General features: G+C 74.9%; 15 protein-coding genes. 4 read left to right on the top strand and 11 right to left on the bottom strand.

What is annotated here, in order from left to right; all coding sequences use genetic code 11:
• Positions 1 to 84 precede the first annotated feature (84 nt).
• Entirely contained in the window at positions 85 to 945 is an 861-nt protein-coding gene (locus ACWGIS_RS06235) for a chaplin (protein ID WP_453361225.1), read from the top strand.
• Positions 946 to 990: 45 nt separating this feature from the next.
• Here the strand turns inward: ACWGIS_RS06235 and ACWGIS_RS06230 are convergent, their stop codons facing one another.
• Positions 991 to 2,253 (bottom strand): NAD(P)-binding domain-containing protein, encoded by a 1,263-nt coding sequence (locus tag ACWGIS_RS06230; RefSeq protein WP_453361224.1) that lies wholly within the window; start codon positions 2,251 to 2,253, stop codon positions 991 to 993.
• The gene (locus ACWGIS_RS06225) at positions 2,253 to 3,557 is read right to left on the bottom strand and encodes a carboxylate--amine ligase (protein WP_453361223.1); all 1,305 of its coding nucleotides are present in this window, start codon (positions 3,555 to 3,557) and stop codon (positions 2,253 to 2,255) included. Before ACWGIS_RS06225 ends, ACWGIS_RS06230 begins: the two co-directional genes overlap by 1 nt.
• A 168-nt stretch (positions 3,558 to 3,725) precedes the next feature.
• Here ACWGIS_RS06225 and ACWGIS_RS06220 point away from each other — a divergent pair, with 168 nt between their 5' ends.
• Positions 3,726 to 5,075 (top strand): glycoside hydrolase family 26 protein, encoded by a 1,350-nt coding sequence (locus ACWGIS_RS06220; RefSeq protein WP_453361222.1) that lies wholly within the window; start codon positions 3,726 to 3,728, stop codon positions 5,073 to 5,075.
• Between the two features lie 64 nt (positions 5,076 to 5,139).
• On the opposite strand, the gene ACWGIS_RS06215 is transcribed toward ACWGIS_RS06220, so the two are convergent.
• From ACWGIS_RS06215 to ACWGIS_RS06175, 9 genes are all read right to left on the bottom strand, one after another.
• The gene (locus ACWGIS_RS06215) at positions 5,140 to 6,231 is read right to left on the bottom strand and encodes a GNAT family N-acetyltransferase (RefSeq protein ID WP_453361271.1); all 1,092 of its coding nucleotides are present in this window, start codon (positions 6,229 to 6,231) and stop codon (positions 5,140 to 5,142) included.
• 113 nt (positions 6,232 to 6,344) lie between these two features.
• The gene (locus ACWGIS_RS06210) at positions 6,345 to 7,013 is read right to left on the bottom strand and encodes a lipopolysaccharide biosynthesis protein (RefSeq protein WP_453361221.1); all 669 of its coding nucleotides are present in this window, start codon (positions 7,011 to 7,013) and stop codon (positions 6,345 to 6,347) included.
• Positions 7,010 to 8,143, bottom strand: coding sequence for a glycosyltransferase (locus ACWGIS_RS06205; RefSeq protein ID WP_453361220.1), 1,134 nt, complete (start codon positions 8,141 to 8,143; stop codon positions 7,010 to 7,012). Before ACWGIS_RS06205 ends, ACWGIS_RS06210 begins: the two co-directional genes overlap by 4 nt.
• The gene (locus ACWGIS_RS06200) at positions 8,143 to 8,907 is read right to left on the bottom strand and encodes a polysaccharide deacetylase family protein (protein ID WP_453361219.1); all 765 of its coding nucleotides are present in this window, start codon (positions 8,905 to 8,907) and stop codon (positions 8,143 to 8,145) included. The genes ACWGIS_RS06205 and ACWGIS_RS06200 overlap by 1 nt, the downstream gene beginning before the upstream one ends.
• Positions 8,891 to 10,720 carry a murein biosynthesis integral membrane protein MurJ gene (murJ, locus tag ACWGIS_RS06195; RefSeq protein WP_453361218.1) on the bottom strand — a complete coding sequence of 610 codons (1,830 nt, stop codon included), beginning with the start codon at positions 10,718 to 10,720 and terminating at the stop codon, positions 8,891 to 8,893. Before murJ ends, ACWGIS_RS06200 begins: the two co-directional genes overlap by 17 nt.
• A 242-nt stretch (positions 10,721 to 10,962) precedes the next feature.
• Positions 10,963 to 12,297: an O-antigen ligase family protein gene (locus ACWGIS_RS06190; RefSeq protein WP_453361270.1), complete on the bottom strand. Its 1,335-nt coding sequence runs from the start codon at positions 12,295 to 12,297 to the stop codon at positions 10,963 to 10,965.
• 52 nt (positions 12,298 to 12,349) lie between these two features.
• Complete coding sequence (locus ACWGIS_RS06185) at positions 12,350 to 13,783, bottom strand: exopolysaccharide biosynthesis polyprenyl glycosylphosphotransferase (RefSeq protein WP_453361217.1); 1,434 nt, start codon at positions 13,781 to 13,783, stop codon at positions 12,350 to 12,352.
• Positions 13,780 to 15,024: a glycosyltransferase gene (locus ACWGIS_RS06180; RefSeq protein WP_453361216.1), complete on the bottom strand. Its 1,245-nt coding sequence runs from the start codon at positions 15,022 to 15,024 to the stop codon at positions 13,780 to 13,782. Before ACWGIS_RS06180 ends, ACWGIS_RS06185 begins: the two co-directional genes overlap by 4 nt.
• 40 nt (positions 15,025 to 15,064) lie before the next feature.
• The gene (locus ACWGIS_RS06175; RefSeq protein WP_453361215.1) at positions 15,065 to 16,195 is read right to left on the bottom strand and encodes a DUF3344 domain-containing protein; all 1,131 of its coding nucleotides are present in this window, start codon (positions 16,193 to 16,195) and stop codon (positions 15,065 to 15,067) included.
• A 304-nt stretch (positions 16,196 to 16,499) separates the two neighbouring features.
• Between ACWGIS_RS06175 and chpG the strand changes: the two genes are divergently transcribed.
• Together chpG and ACWGIS_RS06165 are read left to right on the top strand one after the other, a co-directional pair.
• Positions 16,500 to 16,739 carry a chaplin ChpG gene (chpG, locus tag ACWGIS_RS06170; RefSeq protein WP_121402990.1) on the top strand — a complete coding sequence of 80 codons (240 nt, stop codon included), beginning with the start codon at positions 16,500 to 16,502 and terminating at the stop codon, positions 16,737 to 16,739.
• A 233-nt stretch (positions 16,740 to 16,972) separates the two neighbouring features.
• Entirely contained in the window at positions 16,973 to 17,716 is a 744-nt protein-coding gene (locus ACWGIS_RS06165; RefSeq protein WP_453361214.1) for a hypothetical protein, read from the top strand.
• Positions 17,717 to 17,723: the final 7 nt, after the last annotated feature.

Below are 17,723 nucleotides of genomic sequence, written 5' to 3'. Positions count from 1 at the left end.
CCTCCCGGCTCGGTCATGCCGGCCTTGGACGACCTACACGGTTCCAAGGCCGGCTTTCCCACTTCTACCAGCAGGAAGACAACGATGCGACAGACCCTGAGCAGGGGAATGGTCGTGGCCGCCGCCGCGACGGGCATTCTGTCCATGTACGGCACCCCCGCACTCGCCGACTCGCAGGCGGATGGGGCCGCGTCGGGCTCACCCGGTGTCGGCTCGGGCAACAACGTGGCCGTGCCCGTGGACGTTCCGGTGAACGCCTGCGGCAACTCCGTCAACGTGGTGGGCGCGCTGAACCCGTCCTTCGGCAACTCCTGTGCCAACGGCCCCGCCAAGCAGGGCGGGCACGGCTCCCACGGCGCGCCCCACCGGCCCGCCCCGCACGGGGGCCACGGCGGGGGCCACGGCTCCGGCCACCACGGGGGCGGGCACGACGGGGGCGGGTACGGCGACGCGCCCGGCTCGCACGGTCCTTCGTCCGGGCACGGGCACTCCGGGTCCTCGGCTCACGGCGGCACGCAGGGCTCGCCCGGGGTCGGCGGCGGCAACGACGCCGAGGCGCCCGTGGACGTACCGGTGAACGTGTGCGGCAACTCCGCCGACGTGATCGGGCTGCTGAACCCGGTGTTCGGCAACGTGTGCGGCGAGGAGCCGGGACGGTCCGGCGGGAAGCCGCAGCAGCCGCACACCCCCGGGCAGCCGCACACCCCGCCCGGTGTGCTGCCGGACACCCCGTCCGGCCCCCGGCCGATCACCTCCCCGGTGGAGACCCGGGCGGTGCCTCGGATCGCCACGTCGGAGAGCCTGGTCAACTCGACCACCGCAGCGTCGTCCGCGCTGGCTCGCACCGGCGGCGAGGACGTGCTCACCGCGGCGGCCGCCGGCGCCGCGCTGCTGATCAGCGGGACCGTCCTGTACCGCCGCGGCCGGACCGCGTCCCGCCGGTAGCGTTCCTGGGTGCCGGACGCGCCGTGCCCGGCACCCAGGCCCGATTCAGCGCCCGGCCGCGTCCAGCGCGTCCGGCGAACGGCGCGCGGGAGCCGGGATCAGCCCGCCCCGCGCCCCGGTGCGCAGCCGCCGGCGCACCCCTCGCACCAGCGTCCCGGCGGTGAACGAGGCGCCGTGCACGAAGCGCATCGCCGGCCCGAAACCCGCCGCCGTCACCAGTCCGGCCATGAACAGTCCGGGCACCGAGGACTCGAAGTCCCGTCCGACGTGGGGCGATCCGTCCGCGACCGTGCGCAGACCTCCCCGCAGGTCGTCCGCCAGCAGACCGAGCCGCTCGCAGCCCGCCCGGAACCCGGTGGCCGCGATGACGTGCTCGGTGTCCAGCACGGCCGCCTCACCGGTCCGGCTCACCGTCTCCAGGCGTACGGCGCCGCCGTCGCCGTACGCCGCCGCGATCTCGTGCCCGAGCAGCACCTCGACGGCGGTCTCCACCCGGTCGCGCACCCACCACGCGCCCGCCGGACCGAGCGCCGTCGCCGCGACCCGGGCCCGGGTGGCCGCCGGGAGCCTGCGGAACAACCCCGGGCGCTCGGCGTAGAACCAGTTGCGCCAGCCGCAGCCGAGGCCGCTGTGCGGGGCGCGCAGCGATTGCGTCCACGGGCGCTCCCAGGGCGGCGGCACGTCGTTCCAGTGGAGCAGGCCCGCCCGGGCCACCACCCGGACCCGGGTGCCCTGTTCGGCGAGGAGCGCCGCCGTCTCCAGGGCCGCCTGGCCGCCGCCGACCACGGTGACGTCCCGGCCGCGGAAACGGCCGAGATCGCTGTGGTGGCTGCTGTGCGAGACGTACGCCGGGCCGAGACCGCGCAGCGCCGCCGGGATCTCGGTGAACGGCAGCACGCCCACGGCCAGGGCCACCGTTTGCGCGCGCAGCACCTCGCCGTCCTCGGTGACCGCCTCGAAACCGCCCGGGACCGTCGCGATCCGCGTCACCGTGCGCTCGTCGACGCCCGGCACGGCGTGGCGCGCGAACCACAGGCCGTACGAGGCGAACGTCTCGACGGGGATCGGCTCGCCGTGCCGGGCCCCGACGCCCTGTTCCGCGCAGTACGCGTCCAGGCGCAGCCGGCCCGCGGGGTCGGACAGGTTCGACGCCCAGGGCTCCGACTTGAGGAACATCCCGCGGGGCATGTGGTCCCGCCAGGACGCCATGGGCCTGCCCAGCACACGCAGGTCCAGACCGGCGGCCGCGGCGTGGGAGGCGATGGACAGGCCGTAGGGACCGGCCCCCACCACCAGCAGGTCGTACATCAGCAGCTGCTCGCTTTCTCGTCGTCGGTCAGCGGGACCGCGCCGTCGCCCGCCGGGCTCACGCGGTCGGCCGCCAGGTCGCGCGGGTCCGGCTGCCGTACGAGCCGGGGGAGCGGCGCGGCCGGCCGCGGGGCCTGCGCACGGTCCAGCAGGCGCACGGCCACGTGGCGGGACCACAGGGTCCACAGCGCGAGGCCGGGACGGAGGTCGTCGTACGCGTGCCAGGCCAGCTCCCGTCCGCCGGGCGGCGCGCCCAGGGCGGTCAGCGGGGCGTAGTTCTCCGCCACGAACGTCCGCCCCGGGCGCGGCGCCGGGTCCGGCAGCGGACGGTTCGTCAGGTCCAGGTGCTGGGCGCGTACGACGTCCAGTCCCGTGGCGTCGGTGAACAGCCGGAACTGGGCGCCGGGCCGGGGGTTGAAGTCCAGCAGGTGGTAGTGGCCGGTCGCGCCGTCCCGGCGGAAGTCGAGGTCGAAGATGCCGCGGTAGCCCAGCTCCCCGGTGAGCCGCTCGGCGAGCGCCCGCAGTACCGGGTTCGCGGTCCACTGGCCGACCGCGGTCAGTCCGGCGGTCCGCGGCCGGGCCCGCAGCTTGCGGCCCGGGCCGCCGGCGCGCACGGCCCCCGACCGGTCGGCGTACCCGTGGAAGAACCAGTCGCGGTCGGGTCCGGGCGGCAGATACGCCTGGAGCAGCAGCGGGCTGCCCGCCTCCGCCGCCCGCAGGTACAGCGTCTGCGCCTGCTGTGCCGAACGCACGAGGACCGTGCTGCGCAGCCCGGTCCCGGGCGGCACCCGCCACGGACGGCTCCACTTCGCCACCACCGGCATCCCCAGCCGCCAGGCCGCCGCGGCGGCCTGCGCGGGGCTCTCCGGGACGAGGGTCGGCGGGTGCGCGATGTCCATACGCGCGCACAGGTCGGCCAGTTCCGCCTTGTCGGCGACGCGCTCGGCGAGTCCGCCGGGCTGACGCGGCAGCAGGTAGGCCGGAGCCAGCTCCTCGCGCAGATGGCCCACCGCGACGGCACTCGCGTCGTCCAGGGGGATCAGGACGGCGGGGCGGGAGATCCGGGCCGCCACCCGGTGCAGCACGGCGGCGATGTCATGAGGGGACGCGCCGGGTGCGGGCGGCGGATGCATCTCCCGCACAAATCGCGATCTGTGTACGGGACTTCGCAGGGAATCGGCGACCAGGTGCACGTCCACGCCCGCACGGCCGAGCGAACGCACGGCCCCCAGTGTCCCGTGGTGAAAGGGATTCCGGTCGATCCGCAGAAGAACGGCGGGGACGCGGCTGTCGAGAAGCGACACGGACTTTTCCTTCTGATCGGTTCACCCGTGCGGGCGATGGGGGCACTCGAAGGCCCGAACCTCGGTTGGCGGAATTCGCATTCATATGACTGAGTGTCAGTGAACAGAGAAGCGTGAACGCACAGCTCGACGGAGAGACAGCGGAGAAGCGTGGAGAGAGGAGCAGGTATGGCCGCACAGCAGCAACGGCCCCGGGCCGGACGGTCGGCTTTCGTCGCGGCCGCGATCGTCACGTCGCTCGCCCTGGCATCGGGACCGGTGCACGCCGCGGGTACGGGGGCCCTGAGGGCCGTGGACCCGCCGGCGCCGCAACCCGCCGCGACAGCACCCGCCCCGGCGACACCCGCCGCGGCACCGGCGCCCCCGGGCACCGGACCCGTGACGCTCCCCGCGCCCGTCACCCCGCCCGTCACCCCGCCGGCCGTCCCGCCGGCACCGACGGCCGAGCCCTCCGGCACGCCGCAACCCGCGGCCCCCCGCCCCGCCTTCGGCGCCTACCTCGACTACGGCCCCCGCGGCGTGGCCCGGATCGCCCGGCTCAGCCAGTGGCTCGGCGGCGCCGAACTGCGCGTCGCCCACACCTACCTGCCCGGCGACCGCTGGAGCAACATCGAGGGAGCGCCCGGCTTCCTCGACGCCTGGGCCAACTGGCGCCGCCAGAAGGCCGACCGGCTCCTGGTCCTCAACGTCCCGATGATGGAGCGCAACGAGGAGCACGTCCCCGACGCCGAGGTCCGCGAACTGCTGGCCCAGGGCGCGTCCGGCGCGTACGACCGGCACTTCCGCGCCCTCGCCGAGCGGCTGGTCGCGCTGAAGGTGCCGGACACCGTCGTCGTGCTCGGCTGGGAGATGAACGGCATTACCTACACCCATCGCTGCGGTCCCGATCCGGAGGCGTGGAAGAAGTACTGGAACAGAATCGTCACGACCATGCGTTCGGTGCCGGGCCAGAAATTCCGGTTCGACTTCACACCGAACCGCGGCCGGGACGCCATTCCCTGGACGCAGTGCTATCCGGGGGACGACACGGTCGACATCATCGGCATGGACGCGTACGACCAGCCGCGAGGTCTGTCATTCGACGAACAGGTCAAGGAACCGTTCGGCCTCCAGGCGCACGTCGATTTCGCGAAGGCCCACGGCAAGCCCGTTTCCTATCCGGAATGGGGCCTGTTCCGCAACGGCGACAACGCGACGTACATGAAGCGCATGCTCGCGTGGATGGACGAGCACAAGCCGCTGTACAACACCGTCACCGACTACTGCCCGCACGGCGTGTGGCAGTGCGACGACAACCCCAGGGCGTCGGAGATCTACCGGACGATGCTCTCCGGCCGCACCGATCCGGTGCCCGACCCCACGGCCCCGCCGACCAAGACGCCCCCGGTGACACCTCCGACGAAACCGACCCCCGGCCACCCGGAGAACTGCTCGCCGGTGGAACTGGGCGACTGGGTCGAGCACTGGATCGGCGGCAAGCTCTGCCTGCGCTTCGACTGGTGGTCGCGCAACCGGTGACCTCGTGAGGGGCGCGTGCCGGGCGCGCCCCTCACCGGGCAGTCCCCGCACGGCGACGGGCCGTTCAGGACCCGTCGCCACCGCGCTCCCTCCAGCGGTGCACCAGGTCCCTGCACAGACCGCGGGCGCCCACCCCGGCCAGGACGGCCGCGAACAGCGGCGCCGTACGCCGGCGGGACAGCAGCAGCCGCCGGTTGACGACCGTCTCGGGGCGCCAGCGGTACTTGTACGACTCGGCGCCCCGCAGCAGGCTCAGCACGCTCCGCCTGCCGTCGACCGCCTCCCGCGCGGTCGCCTGGAGCAGCATCGTGGCCACGTCCGCCTTCCGGTCCCGCAGCAGCGGGTCCGAGCCGTACAGGTAGCCGCCCGCGAGGCCCGGCGACAGCAGCGTCAGATCGACCGCGACCACCGTGCCGTCCAGCAGGAACTCCGTCACCAGGGCGTCCCCGGAGCGCGCCATCCGGCTCACCGACCGCACCAGATGCGCGGCGAACCGGGCCCGCACGTGCTCGGACGTCACCTTGCGGCCCTGCCACTGCAGCCGGTGCAGCTCCAGCAGCCGGTGCAGCGCCGCGTCCACCTCGTCGTGCCCCACGACACGGTGCTCGATGCCGAGGGAGGCGAGCTTTCGCAGCTTGGCGCGGGCCCGCTGGGCGCGCGACGCCGGCAGCCGGTCCAGCAGCTCCTCCATCGGCAGGGCCGGCAGCTCCATGCAGACGGAGTCCCGCACGCTCCTGCGCGGCCCGCTCCATCCCTCGTAGATCCGCTCGACCGCGCCGCCCGGACGCACCTCGCGGAAGTCGATCAGCGCGGTACGGGCGGCCTCCGCCAGCCCGGAGGCGAGCGCGGAGGCCGCCCGGTCGGGCTGCTCGTCGTCCAGCAGCACGTCCGCGTAGTCCGAGATCGCCCCGCCGAGCGGAACGAGGACGGGCAGCGGGCGGCGCACCCGCATCAGCGGTGCCACGGCCCGCAGTTCGCCGCCCTCGCGGACCACGAGGAGGCGGAGCGCGCCCGGGGTGCCGTACGACAGCCACCAGGAGTGCAGCCAGGCGTGGCTCTGGAACGGGGTGGCCGCCGAGCACCGCCGGTACAGGCGCTCCCAGGCCGGACCCAGCTCGGCGAACTCGGTCACGTCCGTGACGAGTTCGGCGACCAGGGCGCTCCCGGTGCCGTCCGCCCGTGTGCCGGGGCCCGCTTCCGGGGTGGGGGCGGGCGCCGGGACGGTGGCGGTGCCCTCGGTGACCCCGGTGCCGGCGGCCCGCTCGGTGCTCACAGCTGTCCGTGCGCGTCGGCGGCGACGGCCGGACTGGGCACGGACGCGGCGCGGGCCGGATCGTCCGCCGTCCGCCGGGGCCGTACGAGGAGCGCGAGCCCGCCGAGCAGTCCGCCCGCGGCGACGCCCACCAGACCCGTCACCGCGGGCGACGCCGACGACGGCTCGGCCGGCTTCACCGCGCGCGAGAACTGGAGCAGCTCCACGTGCGTGCTGCTCTTGGTGTCGTTCGCGTGCCGGGTCAGCGAGCGCGAGACGGCGTTGGCCATGTCGGCGGCCAGGTCCGGGCGCGGGGACGTCGCCGTCACCGAGACCATCGGGGCGTCCGGCGAGGTCGCGGTCCGCACGCTCTCCTGGAGCGTCGCGACGGGCACCCCGGCCCACACCTGGGCGTCGCCGAGCACCGCGACCTGCGTGGCCACCCGCCCGTACGCCTGCGCGAAGCCGAGCGCCGCCGCCGGGTCCGCCTTCGGTGCCGGTACGACCACGACATAGCTGGTCGCCGTGTACGTCGGCGGCGTCAGCACTCCGTACGCGCCGCCGGCCAGGCCGCCGAGCAGGGCGCCGGCCGCGAGCAGACCCCAGGGGGGCAGGCTCCGCGCGCGGGACAGGGCCGAGCCGGGCCGGCCGGCCGGGCGGTGGTGTCCGGTGTGGTTGTCGGTCATGAGGAACTCACTCCCAATGAGGTGCAGGAGACCGCTGCCGCGTACACGTCCATGAGCTGGGCGGCGCTGCGGGTGATGCAGTAGTGGTGGGCGGCCTCGGGTGCCGTCCGGGGCCGGGGGCCCTCGGCGCGGACCTTCACCAGCGCCCGGGCGAACGACTCCGCGCCGCCCTGCACCCGCCGGGCACCGAGCGCCGCGCCCGGGGGCAGGTCCTCGATCGCCGGGCAGGACACGTAGACAACCGGCAGTCCGGCGGCCAGCGCCTCGACGACGGCGAGCCCGAACGCCTCCTCCGCGCACGGCGAGGCCAGCGCGTCCATCGCCGCCGTCAGCGACGGCAGGTCGGCGCCGGGGAAGCCGCCCGTCGGACGCTCCCCGGTGAGCAGGACACGGTCGGACACGCCGGCGCGCTGGGCGGCCCGCCGCAGGACGCTCTCCTCGGGACCGCCGCCGACCAGCAGCAGCCAGTAGTCGTCCGGGAGTTCGGCCAGCGCGCGGACCAGGACGTCGAACCGCTTGCCCGCGGTGAGCCGGCCGACGCCCCCGACGACGTACGCGCCCTCGGGCAGTCCGAGGCGCCGCCGGGTGCGCTCGCGCAGCACCGGGTCGAAGCGGAAGCGGTCCACGTCGATGCCGTTCGGCACGATCTCGATGCGCGGCCCCGGCACACCCCAGCGCCGCAGCCGGTCGGCGACGGTGGGGGAGACCGCGACCGTGGCGCTGCCGAGCCGTTCGCTGGCGAGGTACAGCGCGCGGACACCCGTGGTGAGCGCCCGCCCCTCCATCTGCGAGTCACCCAGGGAGTGTTCGGTGGCCACGACGGCCTTCACCCCCGCAAGACGCGCGGCGATCCGGCCGTACACACAGGCCCGGTAGAGGTGGGTGTGGACGAGGTCGTAGCCGCCCGCCCGGATGAGCTTCACCAGGCGCGGGAGCGCCGACAGGTCGCGGTTGCCGGTCATCCCCAGGTGGAAGACGCGTACGCCGTCGTCGGCGAGGCCGTCGGCGACACTGCCCGGGTTGGTGAGGGTCACCACGTCGCAGTCGACCGGCAGATGCCGCAGCAGCAGTCGCAGTTGCTGCTCGGCGCCGCCGACACCGAGGCCGGTGATGACGTGCAGGGCCTTCATCAGACCCCCTCGGCGGGGCGGCGGCGCAGCCGGTGGAGCCGGTGCTTGAGGAGCAGCCGCACGGCGGTGTCGTTCTGCCCGACGTGGACGCGGGGCAGCGCGAACGGGCCGGTGAGCGGACCGGGGTCGATCGCGCAGGCGTAGCGGTACCCGGCCGCCCGTACGGCGTCGACGACCCGCTGGTCCACCGTGCCGTACGGGTAGCAGAACCCGTCGACGCCGGTGCCGATCAGCTCCGCGAGCAGCGCCCGGCTCTCGGCCACCTCGGCCCGCAGGACGGCGTCGTCGGCCGCGGTCAGGTCGACGTGGGTCAGCCCGTGCGAGCCGATCTCGATGCCCTCCGTCGCGGCGGCGACCCGGATGCCCTGCTTGCCGAGCAGCGGCTTGCGGGGGCCGAGCGGGTCCCACGCGTTGTCGCCGTCCAGCCGGCCGGGCAGCACGAAGAGGGTGGCCCCGCAGTCGTGGCGGCGCAGCACCGGCAGGGCGTGCTCCACGAAGTCGGCGTACCCGTCGTCGAAGGTCAGGCCGACCAGGCCCCGTCCCTCGCCGCGGGCGCGCGCCGCGATCAGGTCGGCCATGCTCACGCCCCGCAGACCGCGCCGGCGCAGCAGGCCCAGCTGCCGGTCGAGACGGCCGGGCGTCACGGTGATGCGGTACGGGTCGTCGGAGCAGTCGCCCACGGAGTGGTACATCGCCACCCACGGGGGAGTGCCGGGGCGTCTGGTGGCACGTCGTGCTCGTGCCGTGTCAACGGAAACGGACATGGGGAAGCCTTCGGGTCACGGAACGGAGGGCGGGTGCGACGGCCTGGGCGTTCAGGGCCCAGGCCACCAGGACGAAGACGACGACGACGGCGGTGCCGCCGGCGGCCAGACCGGCCGGGGCGGAGTCGGTGCGGCTCGCGCAGAACGCGCCCGCCGCCGCCGCGGCGACCGCCGCGCGTGCCGGGCGGCCGATCTCGGTGACGACCCGCCGGGTGCGGATCGGCACGCCGTGCCGCCCCATCCCGGCGAGCAGGAGCAGCGCGGACAGGGTGATGCCGAGGGCGTTGGCGGCGGCGATCCCGCACACGCCCCAGGGGCCGACCGCCCACGCCCCGGCGCCGGCGGTGGTGACGATCCCCGCCGCCATCGCGCCCATCGGGTACCAGGTGGGCCGGCCCGCCGAGAAGTACGAGCGCACCAGCGCGCCCACGAGGGTGTGGCCGAGCAGGCCGAGGGCGTACACGCGCATCACGGCGGCGGTGGCCGCGGTGTCACCGGCGCCGAACGCGCCGCGTTCGAAGAGCAGTTGGATCATCTGCGGCGCGCAGGCCACGACCGCCGCCGCGCCGAGGAGCACGGTGCAGGACACGAGGGCCAGGTCGCGCTCCACCCGGTCGCGGGCACGCCGGGTGTCGCCCTCCGCGAGCGCCTGCGCCACCACCGGGAAGGTGACGGTGCACAGCATCAGCGACAGCACCATCGGCATCTGGGCGACCTTCTGGGCGTAGTTCAGATGCGAGATGGCGCCCGCCGGGAGCGACGAGGCGAGGAACCGCTCGACGAGCACCTGGGACTGCCGGAACAGCGCGAAGAGGAGCACCGTCGCCACGAGGACCAGGTCCATCGAGCGCTCCGCCCGGTCCCCGGCCCCGGGGCCACCGGTGGTGCCGGTGGTGCCGCCGGCGGTCGCGGAGCCGTCGGCCGTCGCGGGCCGCTCCTCGCGGGCGCGGCCCCAGATCTGCCGCCACAGGGACGGCAGTTGGGTCACGACCATGAGGGCGCCGCCCACCGCGACCCCGGCCGCCGCCGACCGCACCCCCCAGCGCCCGCCGAGGACGAACATCGTCGCGATGATGCCGGTGTTGTAGGCGACGTAGATGGCGGCGGGCGCGACGAACCGGCGGTGCGCCCGCAGCGCCGCGCTGCAGTACCCGGCGAGCCCGAAGCTCAGTACGCAGGTCGCCGTCAGCCGGGTGCAGTCCACCGCCGGGGCGGGGTCGGGCAGTCCCGGCGCCAGCACCTGGACGACGTACGGCGCCCCCGCGATCAGCAGGGCCGCCGCCGCCACGAAGGCGAGCGCCAGCCGGGGCAGGGTGGTGGCGACCAGCGAGCGCACCGGATCGCCGGTGGCCCGCTGGGCCCGCAGCGCCACAGCCCGGCTGAACAGCGGTACGAGGACGAAGGCGAGCCCGTCCTCGATGAGCAGCGTCGCCGCGAACTCCGGCACGGTCCAGGCGACGAGGAAGGCGTCCGTCTCGCTCCCGGCCCCGAAGAGGTGCGCGAGCGCCTGGTCCCGGCCGAGGCCCAGCAGGGCGCCCACGATCGACAGCCCGACGGTGACGAGAGCGGCCTTGGCCAGAAAGCGCCGCGAGGACGCCCCGGTGATACCGGTACCGGCGGGATCGACCTCCTTGGTACCGGTGCCGGTACGGGTGCCGGCGGGGCCGACCTCGTTGGCACCCGTACCGGTACGGGCACCAGCGGGATCGACTTCGCCGGTACGGGTACCGCCCGCCGAGCCGGCGCCGTCGGCCGCGCCCGCGTCCCTGCGGGTACCGGTGTCGGTGCCGGGACCCGGGTTCTGCGGGGCCACGCCGGTACCGGTAGCCGTGCTGTGCGGGGGCGTGTCGGCAGTACCGGTACCGGGACCCGTGCTCAGCCCCGCCGCGTCGGTACCGGTACTCGTGCTGTTCAGAGCCGCGCCGGTACCGGTACCCGTGCTCCTCGGCGCCGTGTCGCCACCGGCACCCGTGCCCTGCGGAGCCGCGTCCGTGTCCGCACCGGTGCGAGCCGGAGGCAGCGTCGCCGCGTCGTCGGCCCGGCGAGGGGTCACCGTCATCGCGCCGCCGCCTCCCCGCGGCAGCCCACCGTCGAGCCGAGCCGGTCGGCCGCGCCACCGGGACCGGCTCGGTGTCCGGCCGGCCGCGCGGAGGCCGGATCCATCAGCGCCCACCAGGCCACGAGCCCGAAGCAGACGGCCGTCAGCACCGTCGAGGGCCCGCCGATGTCGCCGTACACGAAGTCCACCAGCTGCCAGACGAGCAGCCCGCACGCGACGAGCGCGCAGTCGAGGCCGTTCCCGCCGCCGGCCGCGGTACCGCCCGGCTCCTCGCGCCGTACGCGTACGAGCCCCCGCACCGCGCAGACCAGCAGCGCCAGCCAGCTCCCGGCCAGCGCGAGAAGTCCCAGGAGTCCCTGCTCACTGAGCACCAGCAGGTACATGTTGTGCGGGGAGAGCAGCGGCTGCCGCCGGAACGCGGCGCCCGCGCCCTCCGTGTCGCTGCCCGAGGACAGCGCCAACGAGGCGTGCCCGTCCCGGTGTTCGGGGAAGCCCTTCAGCCCGACGCCGCTCACCGGGTGCTGCCGCCACATGTCGGTGGCGGCGGCCCACATCGTGTAGCGGTCGGTCACCGAGCGGTCGGGCGCGTCCGTGACCTGCGTGATGCTGCTGATGCGCTCCTGGAGCATCGCCGTACCGACGCCGACCCCGCCGACCAGGACCACCGCGGCGGCGGTGACGACGAGAGCCGCCTTCATCGCGCGCCGCATCCCGGCCAGGACGAGCTGCGCCCCGACCGCCACGGCGGTGGCGATCCACGCGCCGCGGCTGAAGGACAGCGCGAGCGGCGCGAGCAGCGCCGCCGCGCAGGCCGCCGCGGCGGCCCGCTGCCGGGCGGGCCCGGTCCCGAGCGCCATCGCGACCGCGCACACCAGCCCGAAGGCCACCACGGTCGCCATCCCCATGACGTCCGCCGCCCCGAACGTGCCCACGGCCCGGATCTCCTCGCCCATGTACGAGGCCCCGGTGCCGGTCGCGTACTGGCGCACCCCGATCGCGCCCTGCCACAGGGCCAGCGCCACGAACGACCAGGCGAGCAGCCGGAAGTCGCGCCGGTCCCGCACCAGCAGCACCACCGCGGCGGGGACCAGCACGAAGATCTGTACGTAGCGGGCGAACCCGGTGAGCCCCGCCCCGGGCGACACCGCGCCGACCGCCGCGACCGCGAAACCGGCCACGGGCAGCGCGAGGATCACGGCGGCGGCCGGTGTCAGGGGCCGTCGCCGCCGCCGTACGAGACGGAGCACGCAGTACGCCACCATGAGCCCGGAGACGGCGTCGGCGACGGTCGCGCCGCCCTCCCCGCCGGGCGCGACCGGCAGCGCGAGCATCGCGACCACCGCCAGCACCGGCACGACGGGCGTCCACCTGACGGCCACCTGCTCAGCTCCCCGTCGGACGGACGAGCGCGACAGCGGTGCGCAGCAGGATGCAGACGTCCTGCCACAGCGACCAGTTGTCGATGTAGGCGTTGTCGAAGCGGCAGCGGTCCTCGATGGAGGTGTCGCCGCGCAGGCCGTGCACCTGGGCGAGCCCGGTGATGCCGGTCCGCATCCGGTGGCGGGTCGCGTAACCGGGATAGGTCTGGCTGAACTGGGCGACGAAGTAAGGGCGTTCGGGGCGCGGCCCGACCAGGCTCATGTCGCCCCAGAAGACGTTCCACAGCTGGAGCAGCTCGTCCAGCGAGGTCCGCCGCAGGAAGCGGCAGAACGGGTTCATCTCGTGCTCGTTCGCCACACTCCAGCGGGTCGCCGCCTCGTGCGCGTCGACGGGGCGGTGCGTGCGGAACTTCAGCAGCGTGAAGGGCCGTCCGTCCTTGCCGATGCGCTCCTGCCGGAAGACCACCCCCGGCCCGTCGGCGAGCCGCAGCACCACCGCGCAGACCAGCAGCAGCGGACTGACCGCGAGCAGCAGCGCCCCCGAGACCAGCACGTCGAGCAGCCGCTTGCCCGCGTCGCCCCGGGGCCCGCCCACGCTGACGCGCCGGCAGGAGAACCCGGCGAGCCGCTCGCCGTGCACGTCGTACGACGGCGATTCGGCGTCGACCTCCCACAGCGCGCAGCCGGACTCGTCCAACGCGCGCAGCAGCGGCGCGTGTTCGGCGCGGCGGCCGACGACGAGGACGGTCCGAATGCCGTTCTGGATGAGCGCCCGCTGCACCTCCTCGCCGGTCGTCAGCACCGGCAGCCCTTCGCCGCCGGACGGCTGCCGGTCCACGATGCCGACCGGCCGCACCCCGCAGGCCGGGTGGCGCAGGAAGGCCGCGGCCACCCGCCGGGCCGTGGCGGCGGGGCCGATCACCAGGGCCGCCTCGGGGCGGCGGAGCAGGGCCCTGCGCCGCCGCCAGTGGACGGCGCCGCGGCCCAGGCAGCTCGCCGCCGACTGCGCGGCGCAGCCCGCGGCGAGCGTCCGCGCGGACAGCGCGTCGGCCGGCGAGAGCGCCGCGACCAGTGCCGCGAGCACGCACCAGCCCACGACGATCCGCCCGCAGACGGCGGGCAGTTCGTCCAGGACGGCGGGCACGGCGGGCGGCCGGTACAGCGACGCGCGCGCGTTCAGGCCGACCACGGCGGCCAGCAGCAGGCCGACGAGGAGCGGATGGCGCTGGGTCCCGGTGAGCGCCAGTGACGCGAGTACCGCCGCACCGGCGTCCACCGCGGGCAGCGGCCACCGCGCGGTCCGCCGTACGGAGGTCCGCCGGCCGGCGGGAAATCTGAAGCCGTCGGCGGCCTCGCGCGGAGGGATGACCGAGACGGGCGAGAATCCGTGCTCCCGTGGCTGTCCGCCGGGGGAGGGAACGGTGCTTTCCGCAGTCACGTGTGGATGGACTCCCTGCACTCGTTGTGTGCCCCGCGCGCGGCGAACTCCGCGCGCTCGGCGTGCCCGGCGGGCTCCGCGGCGGACGCCCTGCGGCGCCGGGACGGCTCCGCGACGAGCAGCTCGCCGTACACGGCGGCGACGGCGTCGGCCGTGCGCCGGACGTCGTGGGTGGCCAGCACGTGGCGCCGGCCGCGACGGCCGAGCGACTCCCGCAGCGGTGGATCGGACAGCAGGCCGCACAGGGCGTCGGCCAGTGCCCCGGGCGCCTCGGCGGGCACCAGGCACCGGTCCTTCAGACCCGGCGGAAGACTCTCGCGGGCGCCGTCGACATCCGTGATCACGACGGGGCGTTCGCAGGCCATGGCCTCCAGCGGCGCCAGGGCCATCCCCTCCCAGCGGGACGGCAGCACCACCAGATCGGCGGCCTGGTACCACGGCACCGCGTCGGCGGCGGCCCCCGCGAACAGCACGGAGTCGGGTGCGGCGGCGCGCAGTTCGGGGGTGTCCGGACCGTCCCCGACCAGCACCAGGCGGGCCCCCGGCACCCGCCGGACCACCGAACTCCACGCCGCCAGCAGGACGTCCTGGCCCTTCTGCCGGCACAGCCGCCCCACGCAGACCACCAGCGGCCCGGCCGGGCCGGCCTTCGCGAGGAGCGGGATGCCGGAACGCACGCTGCGCGCGTCCGCCGGACGGAAGCGCGCCGAGTCCACCCCGTTGGGGATCACCCGCCAGGGGGCGGCCACGCCGGCCCGTGCCCCGGTCGTGCGCTCCGCCTCGCTGACGCACACCACCCGCGACGCCCAGCGGGCCCCCCACCGCTCCCAGCGCAGCGCTACCGAGGCGGTCACCCCGCCGACCGCCTCGAACGACCAGGCGTGCGGCTGGAACACGGTCGGCACCCGGCCGCGCAGGGCGAGCCGCACCGCGAGCCCGGCCTTGGCGCTGTGCGCGTGCACCACGTCCGGCCGCGTCTCGTCGACGATCCGGCCGAGCTGCCACAGCTCCGACGCCAGCCGGCGGCCCGGCGAACGCGTCGCCCGCCACCGCCGTACGTCACTGCCGAGCATCCGGAGCGTGTCGGCGAGCCCGCCGCCCTCCGGGCAGGCGACCGTGACGTGCAGTCCGGCGGCGAGCTGCGCCCGCACCAGGTCCGTGACCACCCGCGCGACCCCGCCGTCGACCGGCTGGGTGACATGCAGGACCCGCGTCGGTGGGTCGGTCGATGACACTGGCATACGCGGTTCCTCGCTCACGGACGGCGCCGGCGGGAGCGCGTCACTGCTTGGCGTCGACAGCGACGAAGAGCGCCCCGGCCCAGGCCGCGTCCTGCTGCGCAACGAGCCGGAAGGCCAACTGGTCACCGCCGCGCCGCAGAGCCGGCCCCAGATCGAAGACGTCGGAGTCGTATCCGAGGGTGTTGACGAAGGCCGGCGCCCGCCTGGCGACGGCCGGTCCCGGCTCGCTGATCGTGGAGTTGAGCACGTCGTCCGCGGGGTTCGCGCCGTCGCTGAGCGCCGTCACCCGTCCGTGCCGGGTCGACACCATGAGCGAATCCCCGCCACGCCCGGCGTCGCCGTTGTAGGCCACCAGTCCCGCCCGGCCGCCGGCTCCCGGCGCGAGCGGCAGCCCGCGGACGCCGACGACCTGGTCCGCGCCCGGCCCGAGCGGGGCGAAGCCGTCCCACATCGCGAGGTGCCGCACCGGTTCCGACTCCCGTTCGTACGCCACCACCAGTGTCCAGCCGCCCCAGGCGCCGGCGGCCGAGCGGCCCATCGCCACGTTGACCTGCGCCACCGTGTAGAGCCCCGCACCGCTCGCCCGCACCAGCCCGGTGACGTCAACGGAGGCCTGGAACGCGTCCGCCCCGCGCGCCACCCGGTGTCCGACGACGGTGTCCGCGAGCACGGCCTTGTACCGCCCGCCGGGCTCGGCGACCAGCACGCGCGCGTTGTCCTTCGGCGGCTTCTGCTCACCCACGCGCAGGTTGCCGCCCCAGTACAGGCGCGCGTACGACACCCGCGCGCCCCGCGGCAGACGGACCTCGCCCCGGCTGGAGTTGTAGGTGTTCGGGTCGTCGTCGACGTCGATGTAGAACATGTCGAAGTCGTCGTTCGCGGCCGCCCGGCCCGCTCGCGCGGCCGTGCACGGCGACCCCGCGGACGTGCCGGAGGGAGCCGGCGTGGAGGTCCGCCCGGGCGCGGGCGACGTACGGCAGCTGATGGACGAGTTGGCCGCCCGGACGATCCCGCCGTGCTGGAGGGCGTGGTACCGCTGCGTGAACGCGAGGCTCTCGGCCTCCGCGATGGGCGGCGCGGTGCTCGCGTGGACGGCCGGCGCGCACAGTGAGGTCAGGGCGAGACAGCCCGCCACGGCACGGCGCAGGAGGTAACCCGGGGAATGGCGCATGAGATCGGCGTTGCCTTCCGAGCTGTGAAGGTTCTGGAACGGCGGACGGACTGTCGCGTGCGGATCGCACTGGTGTCGGTCGGCTCCCCCGTCCGTCCCGTGGTGCCGGGCGGCCTCGGGAGGAGCGCAACTCTAGCCTTTGTCCGTATTTATCGGTGAAACCTGCCAAGTGTGTCGGAATGGTGAAGCCCGGCACTTGTGACATCACTCCTTTGGAGGCACAACCCGCGCGTGCGCCACGCGTTGACACAACGCCGGGCATATCCGCCCGGATGTTGTGTCGACCCCCAAGGAGCACCTCTCCATGTCGCGTATCGCGAAGGGCCTGGCCCTGACCTCCGTTGCCGCCGCCGCTGTGGCGGGCACCGCCGGCATCGCCGCCGCCGACAGCGACGCACACGGCGCCGCCGCCAACTCCCCGGGCGTGCTGTCGGGCAACGTCCTGCAGGTTCCGATCCACATCCCGGTCAACGTCTGCGGCAACACCGTCGACGTGATCGGCCTGCTGAACCCCGCGTTCGGCAACGTCTGCGTCAACGACTGACGCCGATATACGGACCCTTCTGCCGGCCGCTCTCCCCTAACGGGAGGGCGGCCGGTCCGCGTTGCCCCGAATGGACGGAGGGGGTATCCGCGCGACGAGAAGGCGCCTCACCAGCGACGACGCCCGCGAGGGCGGCGACACGCGGGCACCGGTGGCGGGCGGACCGGTTGCCGGGGAAGATCACCGATCCCACGGTGATCACAAGCTTCTCGCGACCATCGAAGGGAACATCAATGCGTGTTATGCCCGCCCGGCGCATCGCCTCCTCCGCACTCTGCGCCGCGCTCCTGCTCGGGATCGGTGCTCCCACCGCCCTTGCGGCCGACGGCGACCCGACGCGTGAGCGCGCCCGTGCGGCGGCTCCCGTCCCCGGCGCCGACGGGCTCCTGCCTCAGGTCACGGCCCTCGCCGGACTCGGCGGTCCGCTGACCCCGGTCACCGACCTGCTCGACACCGTGCTCACGACGGACAACGGCCGGCTCTCCGACGAGCAGACGGAGGAACTCGGTGCCGCGGCCGAGGCGGCGATCGCCCGGATCACGCAAGAGGCCACCGCCGCGGCGCAGTCCGACCCGGCGGACGCCGACGGCGCGGGGAACGAAGACGCCACGGACGCGGCGGACGCCACGAAGGTCACGGACGGCTCGCTCGCGAAGCTGCGGAGCAGCCTGGACCGGCTCCTGGAGGCGGTCACCTCGGGAGACCTCGCCAAGGTGCTCCCCGCGGCCACGGGCCTGGTGACCGGTCTCGTCGACGTCGTCGTCTCCACGGTCGTCTCGAACAGCACGACGGAGCCGAACACGTCCGCGCTGCCGGACTCCGTCCAGTCGGCGGACCTGTCGAGCACCTCGGACCCGTCGAACGTGCCGAGCCTGTCGAACCTGTCGGGCATGCCGGGCATGCAGCACCTCCCCGACTCCTCCCGCCTTCCCCGGACCGGCCTGCTCTCTATGCTGGGCCTTGGGACGAGAGCCTGAGACGAGC

This window comes from Streptomyces sp. NPDC054842, assembly GCF_053611025.1.
Note: the sequence above shows the minus strand (reverse complement) of the source record. Positions and strands in the feature narration are given on the sequence as shown.